The organism is Psychrosphaera sp. F3M07 (assembly GCF_018860345.1).
Lineage (GTDB): Bacteria > Pseudomonadota > Gammaproteobacteria > Enterobacterales > Alteromonadaceae > Psychrosphaera > Psychrosphaera aquimarina.
Window position 1 is genome coordinate 30,223 of record NZ_JAHKPJ010000006.1, and the last position, 16,458, is coordinate 46,680.

Consider the following 16,458-nt stretch of genomic DNA (forward strand, 5'->3'; position numbering starts at 1 on the left):
ACAGAAACAGAAACAGAAACAGACGTTGTAACCGAAGAAAAGAAAATTGGCTTTTTTGAACGCCTTAAAAAAGGGTTATCAAAAACTCGCCAGCAAATCGGTGGTGGTTTTATTTCTTTGTTTAAAGGCAAAGCCATTGACGATGACTTATACGAAGAATTAGAAACACAACTATTAATGGCTGATGTGGGCATGGATACCACAGTAAAGTTAATTAATAGGTTAACGGAACATGCGGATAGAAAAGATTTAAAAGACGCCGATGCTCTTTATGGTTTATTAAAATCAGAGATGACCGATATCTTAAAAAAATCTGATCAACCTTTAGTGGCTAAAGCGGACAATGGCCCATTTGTTATATTAATGGTTGGTGTTAATGGTGTAGGTAAAACAACGACTATTGGCAAGATGGCAAAACAGTTTCAGCAACAAGGTAAGTCTGTGATGTTAGCAGCCGGAGATACATTTAGAGCGGCGGCCGTAGAGCAATTACAAGTTTGGGGCGAACGTAATGACGTTCCCGTTATTGCTCAACATACCGGTGCTGACAGTGCGTCAGTTATTTTTGATGCTTATCAAGCGGCGAAAGCGAGAAACGCCGATGTATTAATTGCTGACACGGCAGGGCGACTTCAAAATAAAGATAATTTAATGCAGGAACTAGAAAAGATTGTTCGTGTTTTGAAAAAATTCAATGCAGAAGTGCCACATGAAATTATGTTAACCATAGACGCAACTACTGGCCAAAATGCAATTAGCCAAACAAAAATATTTAATGAAGCGGTAGGTTTAACCGGTTTATCACTGACTAAATTAGATGGAACAGCGAAAGGTGGAGTTATCTTTGCTGTGGCTGAACAGTTTGGTATTCCAATACGTTACATTGGTGTAGGTGAAGGCGTTGATGATTTAAGAACGTTTGAACACAAAGCCTTTATTGATGCCTTATTTAGTGAATAATGAGTCCTAATAATTGTTCCTAATTATTAACAAGCCAGAAAATTAACTTCTGGCTTTTTTCTATCTGCTGCATGAGTTAATCTATTAGGATAATAAAAAATCCCATTTAAAATTGGAATGCGTTAAATGATCAAGTTTGAGCAGGTAAGTAAAACTTATCCTGGTGGCTTTCGAGCTTTAGAAAGAGTGTCTTTTCATCTACAAAAAGGTGAGATGGCATTTTTAACTGGGCATTCAGGCGCAGGTAAAAGTACGTTATTAAAGTTGATCAGTATGATTGAACGACCATCGATTGGTAATGTATTTATTAATGGTAAAAATTTAAATCAAATATCCGCAAAACAAGTGCCGTTTGCACGACGTGATATTGGCATGATCTTCCAAAACCATAGATTATTACAAGAGCATAGTGTTTTTGATAATGTTGCTTTGCCACTAGTAATCGAAGGTATTTATACTCAAGGTGAAATCACCAAACGGGTACACGCAGCTTTAGATAAAGTTGGTTTGTTAAGTAAAGCCAAGTTATTTCCTAAAATTCTATCCGGTGGTGAGCAGCAGCGTGTTGGTATTGCCAGAGCGGTTGTGAATAAACCCCCTTTGTTATTGGCTGATGAGCCTACGGGTAATTTAGATCCTGAGTTATCCAAAGAAATAATCAATGTTTTTGAGCAGTTTAATGATGTTGGGGTCTCGGTATTAATTGCCACCCATGATTTAGGGTTAATCGCTAGGATGAAAAATAGAAGTCTCACTTTAAAACAGGGTCGTATGATTAACGACGGTTTAGCCCATGATGACGGCTTATCATCAACAGAAAGTGGGATATTATTATGAGTATTCTGTTTTCAACCGACGCTTCAGGTGCACGTTCAAAATCAGTGAATCCAATTCAAAAGTTTATATATTTTTGGGTGCATAATTTACGTCAGATTGTAACAAGTGTAGGTGAAATATGGCGCACGCCTGTTGCTTCTGCCATGACAATTGCGGTAATGGGGTTAAGTTTAACCTTACCTGCTACCCTTCATATCATAGTTAAAAATGTACAGTCGATAAACTTGGAGTGGGATAGTGCCTCAGAAATAAGTTTATTTTTAAATGACAGTTTATCCGAACAACAAATATCCAGTGCCATTCGTCGTATACGTAGTTACGACGAGGTAGAGGAATTACGCTATATCAGCAAAAAAGATGCTATTGCTGAATTTAAATCTTTATCTGGATTTGGTGAGGCGTTGGACTATTTAGAGTCAAACCCGTTACCAGCTTCATTTATAGTGACGCCAAATAAATATCACCGCCAAGCTGAACCCGCCAAATCATTATTAGCGAAACTAGAAAAAGAAAGAGAAGTTGATTTTGGTAAGTTAGATATTGACTGGTTAACTCGCCTCAACGCCATTGTTAGCATGTTAGAAGAAGCGGTTATTACGGTGGCGTTATTACTCATGGTCTCGGTTGTATTAATTATTGGTAATACTATTCGTCTATCTATCATTTCCCGTAAAGAAGAAATTGAAGTGATGAAACTGGTGGGTGCAACGGAAGGATTTATCCAACGTCCTTTTGTCTACACAGGCATTTGGTATGGTCTTATGGGAGGATTTGTTGCCTTTATTATAGTTACGTTTGTTATTTGGTGGATGCAGTCTGCAATTGTAGAAATATCAGGCTTGTACATGGCTGACTTTTTGATAGAAGGACTGACGTTATCCGAGTTCGGGGCTTTAATGTTAATTGCCTCAGGGTTAGGGTTTTCGGGGGCGTTTTGGTCAGTGCATCGTCATATTAAAGAAATAGAACCAGACTTAGATTAATTTAATTATTACTGGCAGAGTTAACTCATCGTTCACAATTTGATTGTTTAGTTTGAGTTACTTACTTTTCTTTCTCTTTTATCCTTAAGTAAGTATTCGTTTTGCCAGAGAAGGGCTTCATGGTAAACCCTTCCAATGTCATCCTTATCTAAGCCTAATTTAGCAGCGGTTGAAGCAATAACATCCCAATCACCAATTTCGTAGGCTTCACATATCATCAGGTAAAGTCCAAGCGAACCTTTACGATGTAACAAGGCTATTTTCATTGTTTTATCAATTGGCAGTTTAGGCACAATGCTTTCTATTGGGATATTGATGATAGGTGATATCAAGGATAATAAACCGGTTAAGTAAGCGCGCGGAACCGGTCCATTCTCATTGTTAAGATCTTCCAAAAACTCACAAAACTTACTCCTTAAAATTGCCATATTGTGCAACTCCGGATTTGTGTGGGCTCCTAAATTGGCCAAAGCAATTAACGCGACAAACTTTTTAATTTCCTCAAAACCCAAATAGGTAAGAGCGTGTTTTACCGTGGTGACATCTTTGCCTGCCGCAAAAGCAGTCGATGATATATATCGTAATAAAGCAAAAGAAATACTGGCTTCTTTTTCGATAATGCTGGCGACCTGATCGAAGGTAACCTCGGCATTTGCCATTAAACTGATTAATTTCAGTAATTTAATTTTGTCTGTAGAAAGGCCTGTTTGTTCAACCATTTCAGGTTGTGCGTAAAAGAATCCTTGAAATAATGTGAAGCCTAACTCTTTTAACATTCGAAGTTGATGCTCAGTCTCTACCCGTTCCCCTAATAAAATAATATTGGGGTACGTTGCTTTTAATTTACGAGAGAATTTGGATATTTGAATAATATTAAGTTGTGAAATATCAACTTTTATAATTTCGGTATAAGGATAAAGCACTTCCCATTTTTCATTAAAGTCATGATCATCTAACGCCAGTTTGTAACCTTCCTCAAAGAGTTCTTTACATACCGCAACTAAGTCGTCGGTGACCGTAACATCTTCTAATATCTCAATGACGGTTGTGTCTTTGTTTAAGGCGGTAGGGGTTTTATTTAACAGACTTAATTCATGGAAATTAACAAAGGCCAGCTTGTTTTGGCAAATTTGTTCTAACCCAAGTATGAGTTGGTTTTGAGTGATGATCTTAGACGTCGCTTCATTGGGGTCAATATGTGGAAAACTGTTATTTAAACTATCTCTAAATAATAATTCAAAACCTATGGTTTCTTCATTTATGTTTAAAATTGGTTGCCTAGCCACATAAGCGCTCATTCATACCTCCCTTATTAAATAACTTCCGATAAAACTACTTTAACTTGGTTAATAATAAAACACTAATTGTAAATACGATGTTTATTCGTATTTAAATAAGGAAAAAAACTAAGCGAAATAAAAAATATAACTAAAAGATCTATAAAGCTCAAAAATAAAATTAGCACTCTAACTTTGAGAGTGCTAGTATCGTTTCAACTTATTAAGAAGGAGTGATTGATCATGTCGAAATTAAGTCAATCTATGGATTTAGCAGTAACACCTCATAGCGGTAGCATTGAGTCTTACGTGTCTACTGTCACTAGTATCAATATGTTAACTGCAGAAGAAGAGCGTGAACTCGCTTTTGATTTATATGAAAATGAAAATTTAGCTGCAGCAAAAAAATTAATAATGTCGCACCTGCGTTTTGTGGTGCACATTGCAAGAAGTTATTCTGGTTATGGTTTACCTCAAGCGGATTTAATCCAAGAAGGTAACATCGGCCTTATGAAAGCAGTAAAACGTTTTAATCCTGAAGTTGGCGTACGATTAGTATCTTTTGCCGTTCATTGGATTAAAGCCGAAATACATGAGTTTGTACTTAAAAACTGGCGTATTGTTAAAGTTGCAACAACGAAAGCTCAACGTAAATTGTTTTTTAATTTACGTAAATCTAAAAAGCGTTTAGGTTGGTTCAGCAATGACGAAGTGTCAAATGTTGCAGAAACGTTAGGTGTTTCCAAAAAAGAAGTATTGGAAATGGAATCTCGTATGAGTAATTACGACATGGCATTTGACATGGGTAATGATGATGAAGACTCAGATTCAGCGGCATATTCGCCATCATTATATTTGGAGCGTGATAACTCAGACGTAGCTGAAAACGTTGCTAATAAACAGTGGGAAGAACATACAAATAAACGTCTTTTCTCTGCGATTAAAACGTTAGATGAACGTAGCCAAGACATTTTGCATAGCCGTTGGTTGGATGATAATAATAAAACCACTTTGCAAGAACTTGCCGACAAATACAGCGTTTCTGCTGAACGAGTTCGTCAGTTAGAAAAAAATGCAATGAAGAAAATTCAAGGTTTGTTAGCGGCATAAAGTTAACCGCCATTAAAGACCAGCCAGAGTGCTGGTTTTTTTATGCAGAAAATTTAGAGATAAAGAATCTACAGATGAAAACTCAAATTCCACAATGGAATTTTGAGGCTCTGTGTTAAAGTTCATTTAGAGTTAATTAATAAGAATAATAATATGATCGGTTTTGTAAAAAAAATGGTTTCCAACTTGAATATGGAAACTGGAGAAGTAGATTATAAATTGCCAATTGGCGATGAGTTGTTATCACTTAATGAGATAATAGGTAAACCGTTAACCTTAACTTATACGGGCAACATAAGTTGTTTGAATTGCCATAAAAAAACGAAAAAAAGTTTTTCTCAAGGGTTTTGTTTTCCATGCATGAGAAAACTCGCCGCTTGTGACATGTGTATTATGAAACCTGAAACTTGTCATTATGATCAAGGTACATGCAGAGAGCCTGAATGGGGCGAGAAAAATTGCATGATTGAACACTATGTATATTTAGCAAATACCTCAGGATTAAAAGTGGGGATCACGCGTCATACCCAAGTACCTACCCGTTGGATAGATCAAGGCGCTACACAAGCATTACCAATCATAAAAGTTAAAACCCGATATCAATCCGGTTTAGTTGAAACTGCATTGGCTGATTTTATTGCCGATAAAACAAATTGGCGAGCCATGTTAAAAGGAGGTAATGAAGCAATTGATTTAAAAGCGAAAGCCGCAGAATTATTGCCACAAATTACGGAACGCTTAACAGCTATAAAACTTGAATTTGGTGACGATTGTATCGAAATACTCGATGACGATGTTGTTAATATCGACTACCCGGTATTAAATTATCCAGTTAAAATTAGCTCTTATAACTTTGACAAAGAAGTGGGCGTATCGGGTGTATTACAAGGTATAAAAGGGCAGTATTTAATTTTTGATACAGGTGTCATTAATATAAGAAAATTCACGTCCTATGAGATTAGTGCTGAATATTAATAAGCATTCTTAACAACATTTATAGTGCACTTTCAGCTACTTTATTCGCAGTTGGTTTTATGAAATCAACTGCGATTTTACTTTTTGCTTTATGCTTAATTTCTTCTCCATCTCTTGTAGCCAAGTTATCCAGTATAGAAATATTACTAGGTAACAGCTTAGATAATGGCACTAACTCAACGCCCATACTAGCTAACAAAGGCAAATTCTGTTGCAATAGTTGGTAAGTTTCAGGGTAAGGGTGGCCTATTGCGATGGCTGAACCATACTCTCTAGCAATGTTAATAAGACGTTGAAATTGAAATGCCATAACCTCTGGTTTTCTAACGTGGTCTAAGAAAATATTGCGGTGTAATGCATTCACACCATATTGATCAGCGATAGGCTCGACTTTGCTAAGGACGGTTGTTTTACTGTCTAAAAAGAACATATTATGTTGCCTTAACAATTCCATAGTCCATTGCATAGGCTGATCTAATCGAGTTAACAAGCTTCCCATATGGTTGTTTATGCCTACGGCATAGGGGACATCCTCAATAGCTGCAATTAAGGTTTGTTGAAATTGTTGCTTGGTCATGTCCATAGTTAATGCACCAGGCCCTAAATACTGGTTTCTTTTATTGGCCTGCATGGGTAAATGTATGATCACATCTCTTTTTTGTTCGGTCGCTTGTTTTGAGAATGCGGTGCTATAAGGCGTGTGAGGTAAAATAGCGAAGGTTAAGGCCTGATTTAATGTAAGTAATTTTTTATCACTTGCTTGATTACCAATGTCATCAATGACAATAGCAATTTTTCCAGCATGAGCATTACTTGCCGTCAAAACATAGGTTATTAAAAAAATAGTTATTAGTCTTAAAGTTCGCAAAATTGTCTTAATTGTTATTGAGTTAACAAATTCATGTTCAGTGATATTAAGCAGTATATCGACATGATCCGTGTTTGTACTGTCAATTAACTGAAATATAAGTCAATTGCGTATTTTATCGACACCAGCGAGCAGGATTGACCGTTTTGCCTTTATAACGGATTTCAAAATACAATCCAGCTTCCGCTTGCCCACCACTTTGACCAACTAAGGCAATTGGTTCATTTGGTTCTACATAATCACCAGCACGTTTTAATAATGCTTGGTTATGTCCATATAAACTCATATAGCCTTTACCGTGGTCTATGACGGTCACCCAACCAAAGCCTTTTAACCAATCTGCGTATAAAATAATACCTTCGGCTATACTATTAACCCTATTGCCTAACGCGGAGTCAATCATCACCCCTTTCCAGCGTAACGCGCCATTACGTCTTTGACCAAACTTACTTTTTAATCTGCCTTTAGTTGGCCAAACTAATTTTTTCTTCAATGTATATAACCCAGCTAATTTTGCAGGGTCAACGGCCATTTTACTTTGTGCAGCGGCAATTGCATTAGTCAGTCTCTGTTGATTAGCTTGTAACTGTTTTAATTTGTCTTGATCGGATTTAATGTTTTTGTTGAGCTGACGTAATGCTGATTTTCGCTCTTTTTGAGAGAGAGCTAATTGTTGACGTTCATCTTTTTGATGTTTCTGTAATGCGAGCAAATCAATTTGTTGCTGCGCCAATTCTTGATCAATTTCACTTAATCTTGTTAATACTCTTTGTATATCTTCAAGTTGTTTAACCCTAGCGTCATTAATAGACTTGTAGTAAGTAATTAATCGCTCTAGCTGTGCAGGTTCGTTTTGATTGAGTAATAATTTGGTGTAGTCATGTTTGCCATTTAAATAAGCAATTTTGACCATAGAAGCTAACAGAGTTTGTTGAATCTTTTTTTCTTTATTCAACTTATGTTGTTCTTGTTTTAGCTTAGATATCTTGTCGTTTACGTCATCTAACTGGTTATTAGTTTGTGTCAGTTGGATTGCAATTTCAGCGACTTTTAACTCTGCTGACTTAAATGAGTCTTCAAGATTTGATTTTTTGCTAATTTGTTTATCTAACGCTTCTCGTTGTTGCTTGATACTAAGTTGTACTTGTTTGAGCTTTTCATTATTTTTTGTAATGTTGTTATTTGAATCATTACTAGGAGACGCTAAAACTGAGGCGCAGAAACATAAAGCGGCTGAGAATGAAATAACAGCCGACTTAATAAATAGATTTTTGATAATTTTAAAAGGTAGATTCACAGTTCTTCTGATAATTTAAACATCCCTGTCTATCTAATCAGATTAATCAACTAACATCAAAGGTTTACCAGACATTTCTGCTGGTAACTCCATACCTATCAAATTAAGGATGGTTGGTGCGACATCACTTAGCTTACCCCCTTCAACGACTTTGGCGTCTCGACCAACGTAGATGAATGGTACTGGTTCACTAGTATGTGCCGTGTGCGCTTGGCCCGTTTCAACATTAGCCATTTTTTCTGCATTACCATGGTCAGCGGTGATTAAACATTCTCCGCCCACTTTTTCCAGAGCCGTAACAATACGTCCAATACAATGATCGACAGCTTCACATGCTTTCACTGCAGCATCAAATACACCGGTATGGCCGACCATATCACCATTTGGGTAGTTAACAACGATGAAGTCAAACTCTTTAGACTCAATAGCCGCAACTAATTTATCGGTTAATAGCTCAGAGTTCATTTCTGGTTGAAGGTCGTAAGTAGCCACTTGTGGAGATGGTATTAATTCACGTTTTTCACCTATAAATAAGTCTTCACGGCCACCAGAAAAGAAGAAAGTTACATGAGCGTATTTTTCTGTTTCAGATATACGTAACTGTGTTTTCCCATGTTTTTCTAGCCATTCACCAAGTACATTATTCAATGGTGTTGGAGGGAAAGCCGCTGTGGTATTTATATCCGCAGCGTATTGGGTCAACATGACAAAGTCAGTTAGTTTAGGTGCATGTTTACGCTTAAAACCTGAGAAGTCGTTATCTACAAAACTACGAGTTAATTCGCGTGCTCTGTCTGCTCTAAAGTTCATAAAAATAACAGCGTCACCATCAACCATAGGTACGGCATCACCTATGATAGTCGGTTTAACAAACTCGTCATTTTCATCACGTGCATAGGCATCTTCTAACCCTTTTATTGCTGAATCAGCAGTAAATTCACCTTGAGCAGAGGTTAACAAGTCATATGCTTTTTCTACACGATCCCATCGATTATCTCGGTCCATGGCATAATAACGACCAATTAGCGAAGCAACTTTACCTTTACCAGAAGTAGCAAAGTGTTGTTCAAACGTTTCTAAAACGTTTTTTGCACTGCGTGGTGGCGTATCACGTCCATCAAGAAAAGCATGTACATAAACTTTATTACAACCCTGCTGTTCAGCCATTTTTACCATAGCTAAAATATGTTCGTCGTGACTATGTACGCCACCTGGAGACATAAGCCCCATAATATGAACCGCTTTATCGTGTTGTACTGCAGAATCCACCGCATTAACTAACGCTGGGTTTTGATTAAATGAACCATCTTCAATGGCTTTCGTAATACGAGTGAAATCTTGATAAACAATACGACCGGCGCCTAAGTTTACATGACCCACTTCAGAGTTGCCCATTTGACCGTCTGGTAATCCAACATCAAAGCCACTGCCAGAAATTAGTGTACGTGGTTTGGTATTCCAAAGGTTATCTAAGTTAGGCGTATTAGCCGCGGCAATAGCATTGTTTTCTGTTGAGACACGATGACCCCAACCATCCATAATAACTAAAACAAATGGTTTTTTATCCGACATGAAGGTTTCCGTATTTTTGAGTTAATGCGATGATGTATGTCAAGATTCTAACCTGTTTTAAACTCAGTGTTTAACAATTTTTAAGATCATCTTATAAGCTTTTGGTATCTTTAGATTAAGCAGGTATAATCCCGCCACTTCAAAACAAATTCTGAATACATTTCAGAGAATAATAATTAGGTAATTTATCTATGGAACAGTTTGTTGAGTTTATTGGCAACCACTATATGTTAGGAGCTGCGTGGGCTCTATTATTTTTAATGTTAGTCATGAGTTGGTTATCTGGTGCAACATCTAGTGTTAAGTCTATCTCAAGCCATGATCTAACTATGTTAGTAAATCGTTCAAATGGTCATGTGGTTGATATCCGTTCAGTTGCGGATTTTAATAAAGGTCGCATTACGGATTCGGTTAACCTACCAATGGATAAAATAACAAGTGGCCAATTTGGAGCGCTTGAAAATAAAAAGGCTGACCCCATAGTAGTTGTTTGCAACGCTGGAATGACGGCTAAAAGTGCAGCTAAATTAATGCATAAAGCGGGTTTCGAGCAAGTATCAGTATTGCAAGGTGGTATTCAAAGTTGGATAAGTGCAAGCTTACCCGTTGTTAAAAAGTAAATAAGACTCTTATATATGGCTAAAATCGATATTTACACAAAGGCTTATTGTCCTTTTTGTGTCAGAGCACTTGGTTTATTAAAAATGAAACAAGTTGAATTTACTGAAATAAAAATAGACGAACATCCAGAATTACGAGCGCCAATGATAGCTCGAACGAAAGGCGCGTACACCGTTCCTCAGATTTTCATTGGCGACCAGCATATTGGCGGATGTGACGACTTAATGGCTCTAGAGCGTGCAAATAAACTAGACACGCTGTTATCAAAATAAATAATATTCAGGAATAATTAAAATGACAGAACAAGCAGCAACTCCAACAAACGAAGCAACGGCTCAATTTTCAATCCAAAGAATTTACGTAAAAGACATTTCGTTTGAAACGCCTAACTCTCCGGCTATTTTTACTAAAGAATGGAAACCTGAAGTAAAATTAGACTTAGATAATAAAAGTGTAAAATTAGAAGATGGTGTTTATGACGTTACTTTGTCAGTGACGGTAACTGCTACAGTTGAAGGTCAGACTGCATTTTTATGTGAAGTTCAGCAAGCTGGTGTTTTTGTAATCGGCAACATGCCTGAAGGTCAAATTGCACATATGTTAGGTGCTTTCTGTCCAAATACATTATTCCCATATGCACGTGAAACAATCTCTAACTTAGTTAACCGTGGTACTTTCCCAGCGTTAAACCTTTCTCCTGTTAACTTTGATGCGTTGTTTGCCCAGTATATGCAACAGGCACAAGCCCAAGCAAAAAGTGAAGGTCAAAAGTTAGACGCGTAAGTTTATAACTTGTTATAAACTTTTTGTCGCTTAAAGTGGAGACAATATGAGTTCTGATAAAAAATTCAGAATTGCAATTTTAGGGGCGGGCTCTTATGGCACCGCCCTCGCTTTTTGTTTTGCTCGTAATGGACATGATGTGATCATGTGGGGACGAGACAAAGAACAAATGGCTGATATGCAATTACATCGTCAAAACCGTAAGTACTTACCTGGGGCTGATTTCCCAGATACGCTTCATGTTACTGACGATCTCAATCAAGCAGTCACGCAATCCGAGTTGCATTTAGTGGTTGTACCTAGTCATGTATTTTCCAATGTATTAACTCAAATAAAACCATTACTGCCTAATAAACCTAAAATTTGTTGGGCAACTAAGGGATTAGATCCTAATACTGGACGTTTATTACATACGGTAGCAAGAGATATACTTGGCGATGAGGCTTCTTTAGCTGTGTTGTCTGGTCCTACATTTGCTAAAGAAATGGTGCAAGGTTTACCGACGGCAATCTCGTTGTCATCTGATGACCAAGCGTTTGTTGATACCATAAGTAAATTATTGCATTGTGAAAGGAAGTTCCGAGTTTATACCAACTCAGACTTTGTTGCGGTGCAACTGGGTGGTGCAGTTAAAAATGTAATCGCTATCGGTGCGGGTATGGCTGATGGTATTGGATATGGTGCCAATGCAAGAACGGCGTTGATCACTCGTGGATTAGCAGAAATGATGCGATTAGGGATGGCATTAGGTGCCGAACCTCAATCGTTAATGGGAATGGCTGGACTTGGTGACTTAGTATTAACCTGTACCGACAATCAATCTCGTAATCGTCGTTTTGGTTTGGCATTAGGCCAAGGTAAATCAGTAGAAACGGCAATGGAAGAGATTGGTCAGGTTGTTGAAGGGTATCGTAATACCAAAGAAGTTCACATGTTGGCTAATGAAAATCATGTTGAAATGCCGATAACCGAACAAATTTTTGAAGTTCTATATAAAGGAAAGTCAGCCCATGATGCGGCTTTGGCTTTATTAGCTAGAGATCCAAAATCAGAGTAGTTGAGCTTGTTTTCAATAAGAAAAAAACCAGTTAACTTAACTGGTTTTTTTATGGTTAAAAATAACGGACTTTATTTTATATAGTGACAAGTATAGTCAGTTATTTCGATTACTTTTACTTGAAAAGATGAGTTAGCTGGTACGCCAAAACTTTCACCGCCAACGATGGTTTGCCACTCTGAACCTGGTAATAATAACTCTAACTTTCCTGAAACTATTTCCATTAACTCTTCTTCATTGGCGCCAAACTCATAGTCACCCGGTAACATGACGCCTAGCGATTTAGTGGTGCCATCTGAAAAGGTCAAGCTACGACTTGTTACTTTGCCGTCAAAGTATATGTTGGCACTTTGTTTTATAGACACATTGTCAAATTGTGACATTTAGGTAAGTCCTTATAGTATTGATATTAATTAAAATAATACGGAGTTTTGCAAAAGTAAAAAGCTTAAATGGCTATATAACATATCAATTGGTTACACGTTTATAAAATAATTGGGTTTACTTTCCGCATAACCTATTTCGGCCAGATTTTTTAGCATCATAAAGAGCCGTATCTGCTCGTTGGATTATATCTGTTTGATAAGCGTCGTTTATAGAGGCTTCTGATAGACCTAAACTGATCGTGACTGGCTGAACTAGCCCTGGAATATCCAAGTCTTCAATCGCTAGCCTAAATTCTTCTAATTGAGCATGCGCTGCTTGATAACTTTTGGAATTCAATATGATTAAGAACTCTTCGCCGCCATATCGGCCAACGGGTTGCGCTTCACCAAATATATTGATTGCGCAGTCCGCAATATGTTTTAAAACGGCATCTCCCATCACATGACCAAATTGGTCATTAATGTTTTTGAACAAATCTAAATCAAACATACACACATACAAGGATTGTTTTGATTTTTTAAAGTCGTTGAATCTTTGAGATAAAATAGCCATTATTTTTCTGCGATTATATAAGCCGGTTAAATCATCTGTGGTGGCGAGTTTATCCAGCTGTTTCTGTAATCGAATATTGCGTGACAGAATAAAAGTCACAAAAATAGCAATGCAGATTGAAAATAGAGACGTCAATATTAATAAATCTGTTTGTTTCTTATGTTTATCTAGCTCCACTTTCTTAAGCTGATTTTCTAATATTAATAATTGGTTATCTTTAGCATAAATCGAGTTTTTAAGTTTCTCAAAAACGGATTCTCTAGAAATTTCTAATTGTTGTTTATGGTAAGACCTAAGTTGATCTATATAGTTTTGTTGCACTTGATAGGCTTCTTTTATTTTGCCTAATGCAAAAAAGACATTAGCTTGAGTTTCAGCCGACTGCACATAAGTTTCAAACGACCTTTCTGTTTTATATGGTTTAAGCGCTTCTAATTTGGCTAAAGAGTCTTGTGCGTCTTCATACATTTTTAAGTTTAATTGTACGCTAGCGAGATCGCCGTATATTTGAATTAAATTTCCGATATGATTCTCAGGTAAAAAACGTTGTTTTGCATCTAATAAAACCGTTAAGGCTTGATCGTATTGCTTGGCGTGTAAATAACTGCGCCCCATCCCCATATACGCATAAGCAATACCTATAATATCTCCGCTATTACGGCTGTAACGTTCTGAATTTTTATATGCGTTTATAGCTTGTTCATAGTCTTCGGTTTGGATATAAATATCCGCTAAGTTGTAGTAAGCCACGGAGAGTTGTTGTGTGTTTTCAGTTAACATCACATATTCAATTGATTTTAACATGGCTTCGATAGCACCATCCGGGTGACCCGTTTGTAAATAAATGGTACACAAGGCATTGTACATAGTGGATAAAGCATCTGGGCTGGATACATTATCGACTAGTTCATATGACTGAGTCATATAATCCATCGCTTGATCAACCCGATTATTACTCGCTAACGTACCACTATAAACCGATAACATTTCAACGATAAGCTCTGGATCTTCCGTCTTTTTAGCGTAATCAATGGCTTGTTCTAAATACTCATACTGCTGCGGTATGTTCTGTTTGAATTGGGAGTAGTAAGCCAAGGTTAAGTACATGTAGGTTTTATCGTGGGCAGATATATTTAACTCAAGTGCATTGGTGGCATATTTATAACCAAGTTCAAACTCAGAATATATAGGATATAAACGGGCTAACCAATAAATGACTTTGGCATTCTCTGGGAATTCGACGGATAACTCTTTCGCTAAGTTTAATGCTTGCTGGCTATCCGATTTATATACTGACTCAATATCCTGTAACTTGGATGAAAGCGAAGAGGCTGGGTTACTAGCTAATGCAGAAAAAGCCGTAACTAAAAAGAAACTTATTAATAAAATAATATGTGATGTTTTGCTATTTGATACTTTAAATTTCATTATTGTTATTCATATCCTATGAATGATAACTTTTTTTAGTTATCTTTTCCCTTTTGTCGGGTAATACGTACCCTGGAATTATACTTTTGTCGATCTCATCGATTTGGTCTCTTGATAAGTATTGTTGAGCATATTGCATATAAACTTCTTCATCTATAAATACGTCAAATAAATCTGGATCTATGTGTTTATCGAGTTTCATGAATCCCATTATTCTTAAACATTCACTCAACATTTTCGCTGGTTTATATGGTCTATCTGCTGCAGTTAATGCTTCAAATATATCAGCAATCGCCATCATTCTAGCGGGAACAGACATTTGTTCACGTGTTAAACCGTTGGGGTAGCCAGTACCATCCATTTTTTCATGATGGCCTCCAGCATATTCAGGTACATTGCGTAAGTGTTTAGGGAACGGGAGTGACTCCAACATGTCAATGGTTACCACCATATGGTTGTTAATAATCTCTCGTTCTTCTGGTAATAGTGTGCCTTTAGCAATTTCCAGATTACATACTTCATTCGCCGAAAGTAAAGGTTGTTTCACACCCGCAATGGTCACTTGATGTTTTGCTGCAATATCATGTACACGTTGTTGATCATCAGGTTTCATGAACTCTCCACCAACATTCGCTTTACATAAAAACAATCTGTCTTGTTCAAGCTCTTCGATTAAACTGGGTAACTCACTTTCCAGTTTTGTAATGTCTTTGCCTTGTTTTAATTGATCAATTATTTTTTGCTGATGGGCATTTTTAATTTCATTAATGGCTAATTCAATTCGGCATTCAACTAAAGCAATTCGATCGAAAATCGTTTCTAGTTTCGATGCTTTATCCATCACATATTCTGGCGTCGCAATTTTTCCGCAGTCATGTAACCAGCCTGCAACAGAAAGCTCATATTTTTGATTTTCGTCTAGGTAAAAGTCCGCTAATGGACCTGATTTGGTATGACAAACGGCGTCGGCGATTAACATGGTTAATTCTGGAACACGATTACAGTGACCACCTGTATAGGGGGATTTTTCATCGATTGCGCGAGCGATTAGGCGAGTGAGAGATTTAAATAACGCTTCCATGCCATCAATCAGTTGTCTATTGGTAAGGGCAACAGCGGCCATAGACGTTAATGAGCGAATAATCTCCTCTAATGCCGGAGGGAAATCAACGACTTGCTCATCATGTTGAGCGTTAATCAGTTGTAATACACCAATCAGCTCTTTTTCATGGTTCTTCATGGGGATTGTTAATACGGACTTAGTACGATACCCCGTTTTCTCATCCATTTTACGAGCGGCACTCATGTCATAGTTGCCAGATTCGTAAGCGTCTGAAATATTAATGACTTGATCGGTTGCGGCTGCGTATGCGACTAAAGCGTTGTAATTTGGCTCGCCATCGACAAACATTGGAATTTCAGGGAAAGGTATAGGTTTGCCAGAAGTGCCACCCATATACATATTAAGAGTGTCATTTAATAGTGTTTCGAATTTAAGACAATTTTTTTCGGTAATAGAATATATCGTTCCGCCGTCAGCTTGCGAAAGTTGTTTAGCGCTTAGAAGAATATTCTCTAATAGTTTTGTAGTGTCTTCTTCAGTTGATAATTCCACACCCACATTAATTAAATGTTTAAGTGCTGAGTCACTAAAATCCGTTGTCATTATTATTCTCTATTACTGTTGGTGATCAAAATAGTTAACCAACATTGGCGTAATTACTAATTAGTATATGGTGTTTTAATATTCA

General features: G+C 37.1%; 16 protein-coding genes. 9 read left to right on the forward strand and 7 right to left on the reverse strand.

Going from position 1 to position 16,458, the window contains the following annotated elements; translation table 11 throughout:
- From ftsY to ftsX, 3 genes are all read left to right on the forward strand, one after another.
- Positions 1-960 (forward strand): signal recognition particle-docking protein FtsY (gene ftsY / locus KO505_RS02855; RefSeq protein WP_216053938.1); only part of this gene is annotated, 960 nt, incomplete at its 5' end.
- A gap of 126 nt (positions 961-1,086) precedes the next feature.
- Positions 1,087-1,797, forward strand: coding sequence for a cell division ATP-binding protein FtsE (ftsE, locus tag KO505_RS02860; RefSeq protein ID WP_216053939.1), 711 nt, complete (start codon positions 1,087-1,089; stop codon positions 1,795-1,797).
- A complete protein-coding gene (gene ftsX / locus KO505_RS02865) occupies positions 1,794-2,780 on the forward strand; it encodes a permease-like cell division protein FtsX (protein ID WP_216053940.1) in 987 nt (328 codons plus the stop codon). The genes ftsE and ftsX overlap by 4 nt, the downstream gene beginning before the upstream one ends.
- Positions 2,781-2,827: 47 nt before the next feature.
- Here the strand turns inward: ftsX and KO505_RS02870 are convergent, their stop codons facing one another.
- Positions 2,828-4,078: an EAL and HDOD domain-containing protein gene (locus KO505_RS02870; protein ID WP_216053941.1), complete on the reverse strand. Its 1,251-nt coding sequence runs from the start codon at positions 4,076-4,078 to the stop codon at positions 2,828-2,830.
- A 222-nt stretch (positions 4,079-4,300) separates the two neighbouring features.
- Here KO505_RS02870 and rpoH point away from each other — a divergent pair, with 222 nt between their 5' ends.
- Positions 4,301-5,167, forward strand: a complete 867-nt coding sequence (rpoH, locus tag KO505_RS02875) for an RNA polymerase sigma factor RpoH (RefSeq protein WP_216053942.1) — start codon at positions 4,301-4,303, stop codon at positions 5,165-5,167.
- Positions 5,168-5,320: 153 nt separating this feature from the next.
- Positions 5,321-6,142 (forward strand): DUF2797 domain-containing protein, encoded by an 822-nt coding sequence (locus KO505_RS02880; protein WP_216053943.1) that lies wholly within the window; start codon positions 5,321-5,323, stop codon positions 6,140-6,142.
- Between the two features lie 19 nt (positions 6,143-6,161).
- Here the strand turns inward: KO505_RS02880 and KO505_RS02885 are convergent, their stop codons facing one another.
- From KO505_RS02885 to gpmM, 3 genes are all read right to left on the reverse strand, one after another.
- Positions 6,162-6,965: a divergent polysaccharide deacetylase family protein gene (locus KO505_RS02885; protein WP_252731618.1), complete on the reverse strand. Its 804-nt coding sequence runs from the start codon at positions 6,963-6,965 to the stop codon at positions 6,162-6,164.
- Positions 6,966-7,125: 160 nt separating this feature from the next.
- Positions 7,126-8,307: a peptidoglycan DD-metalloendopeptidase family protein gene (locus tag KO505_RS17545; RefSeq protein WP_216053944.1), complete on the reverse strand. Its 1,182-nt coding sequence runs from the start codon at positions 8,305-8,307 to the stop codon at positions 7,126-7,128.
- A gap of 42 nt (positions 8,308-8,349) precedes the next feature.
- Positions 8,350-9,879 carry a 2,3-bisphosphoglycerate-independent phosphoglycerate mutase gene (gene gpmM, locus KO505_RS02895; protein WP_216053945.1) on the reverse strand — a complete coding sequence of 510 codons (1,530 nt, stop codon included), beginning with the start codon at positions 9,877-9,879 and terminating at the stop codon, positions 8,350-8,352.
- Between the two features lie 191 nt (positions 9,880-10,070).
- On the opposite strand from gpmM, the gene KO505_RS02900 reads away from it, so the two are divergent.
- The 4 genes from KO505_RS02900 to gpsA are packed head-to-tail and all read left to right on the forward strand — an operon-like array spanning position 10,071 to position 12,340.
- Positions 10,071-10,499, forward strand: a complete 429-nt coding sequence (locus KO505_RS02900) for a rhodanese-like domain-containing protein (protein WP_216053946.1) — start codon at positions 10,071-10,073, stop codon at positions 10,497-10,499.
- A 15-nt stretch (positions 10,500-10,514) separates the two neighbouring features.
- The gene (grxC, locus tag KO505_RS02905) at positions 10,515-10,772 is read left to right on the forward strand and encodes a glutaredoxin 3 (protein ID WP_216053947.1); all 258 of its coding nucleotides are present in this window, start codon (positions 10,515-10,517) and stop codon (positions 10,770-10,772) included.
- 22 nt (positions 10,773-10,794) lie between these two features.
- Positions 10,795-11,283, forward strand: a complete 489-nt coding sequence (secB, locus tag KO505_RS02910; protein ID WP_216053948.1) for a protein-export chaperone SecB — start codon at positions 10,795-10,797, stop codon at positions 11,281-11,283.
- Between the two features lie 46 nt (positions 11,284-11,329).
- Positions 11,330-12,340, forward strand: a complete 1,011-nt coding sequence (gpsA, locus tag KO505_RS02915) for an NAD(P)H-dependent glycerol-3-phosphate dehydrogenase (RefSeq protein ID WP_216053949.1) — start codon at positions 11,330-11,332, stop codon at positions 12,338-12,340.
- Between the two features lie 71 nt (positions 12,341-12,411).
- On the opposite strand, the gene KO505_RS02920 is transcribed toward gpsA, so the two are convergent.
- The 3 genes from KO505_RS02920 to KO505_RS02930 form a co-directional block, all read right to left on the reverse strand.
- Positions 12,412-12,723: a pyrimidine/purine nucleoside phosphorylase gene (locus tag KO505_RS02920; RefSeq protein WP_216053950.1), complete on the reverse strand. Its 312-nt coding sequence runs from the start codon at positions 12,721-12,723 to the stop codon at positions 12,412-12,414.
- Between the two features lie 118 nt (positions 12,724-12,841).
- Complete coding sequence (locus tag KO505_RS02925) at positions 12,842-14,707, reverse strand: GGDEF domain-containing protein (protein WP_216053951.1); 1,866 nt, start codon at positions 14,705-14,707, stop codon at positions 12,842-12,844.
- A 16-nt stretch (positions 14,708-14,723) separates the two neighbouring features.
- Positions 14,724-16,373 (reverse strand): HD family phosphohydrolase, encoded by a 1,650-nt coding sequence (locus KO505_RS02930; RefSeq protein ID WP_216053952.1) that lies wholly within the window; start codon positions 16,371-16,373, stop codon positions 14,724-14,726.
- Positions 16,374-16,458 lie beyond the last annotated feature (85 nt).

Coding starts and splice junctions, on each gene's coding strand:
- ftsE (WP_216053939.1), top strand. CDS start 1,087: ATGATCAAGTTTGAGCAGGTAAGTAAAACTTATCCTGGTGGCTTTCGA.
- ftsX (WP_216053940.1), top strand. CDS start 1,794: ATGAGTATTCTGTTTTCAACCGACGCTTCAGGTGCACGTTCAAAATCA.
- KO505_RS02870 (WP_216053941.1), bottom strand. CDS start 4,078: ATGAGCGCTTATGTGGCTAGGCAACCAATTTTAAACATAAATGAAGAA.
- rpoH (WP_216053942.1), top strand. CDS start 4,301: ATGTCGAAATTAAGTCAATCTATGGATTTAGCAGTAACACCTCATAGC.
- KO505_RS02880 (WP_216053943.1), top strand. CDS start 5,321: ATGATCGGTTTTGTAAAAAAAATGGTTTCCAACTTGAATATGGAAACT.
- gpmM (WP_216053945.1), bottom strand. CDS start 9,879: ATGTCGGATAAAAAACCATTTGTTTTAGTTATTATGGATGGTTGGGGT.
- KO505_RS02900 (WP_216053946.1), top strand. CDS start 10,071: ATGGAACAGTTTGTTGAGTTTATTGGCAACCACTATATGTTAGGAGCT.
- grxC (WP_216053947.1), top strand. CDS start 10,515: ATGGCTAAAATCGATATTTACACAAAGGCTTATTGTCCTTTTTGTGTC.
- secB (WP_216053948.1), top strand. CDS start 10,795: ATGACAGAACAAGCAGCAACTCCAACAAACGAAGCAACGGCTCAATTT.
- gpsA (WP_216053949.1), top strand. CDS start 11,330: ATGAGTTCTGATAAAAAATTCAGAATTGCAATTTTAGGGGCGGGCTCT.
- KO505_RS02920 (WP_216053950.1), bottom strand. CDS start 12,723: ATGTCACAATTTGACAATGTGTCTATAAAACAAAGTGCCAACATATAC.
- KO505_RS02925 (WP_216053951.1), bottom strand. CDS start 14,707: ATGAAATTTAAAGTATCAAATAGCAAAACATCACATATTATTTTATTA.
- KO505_RS02930 (WP_216053952.1), bottom strand. CDS start 16,373: ATGACAACGGATTTTAGTGACTCAGCACTTAAACATTTAATTAATGTG.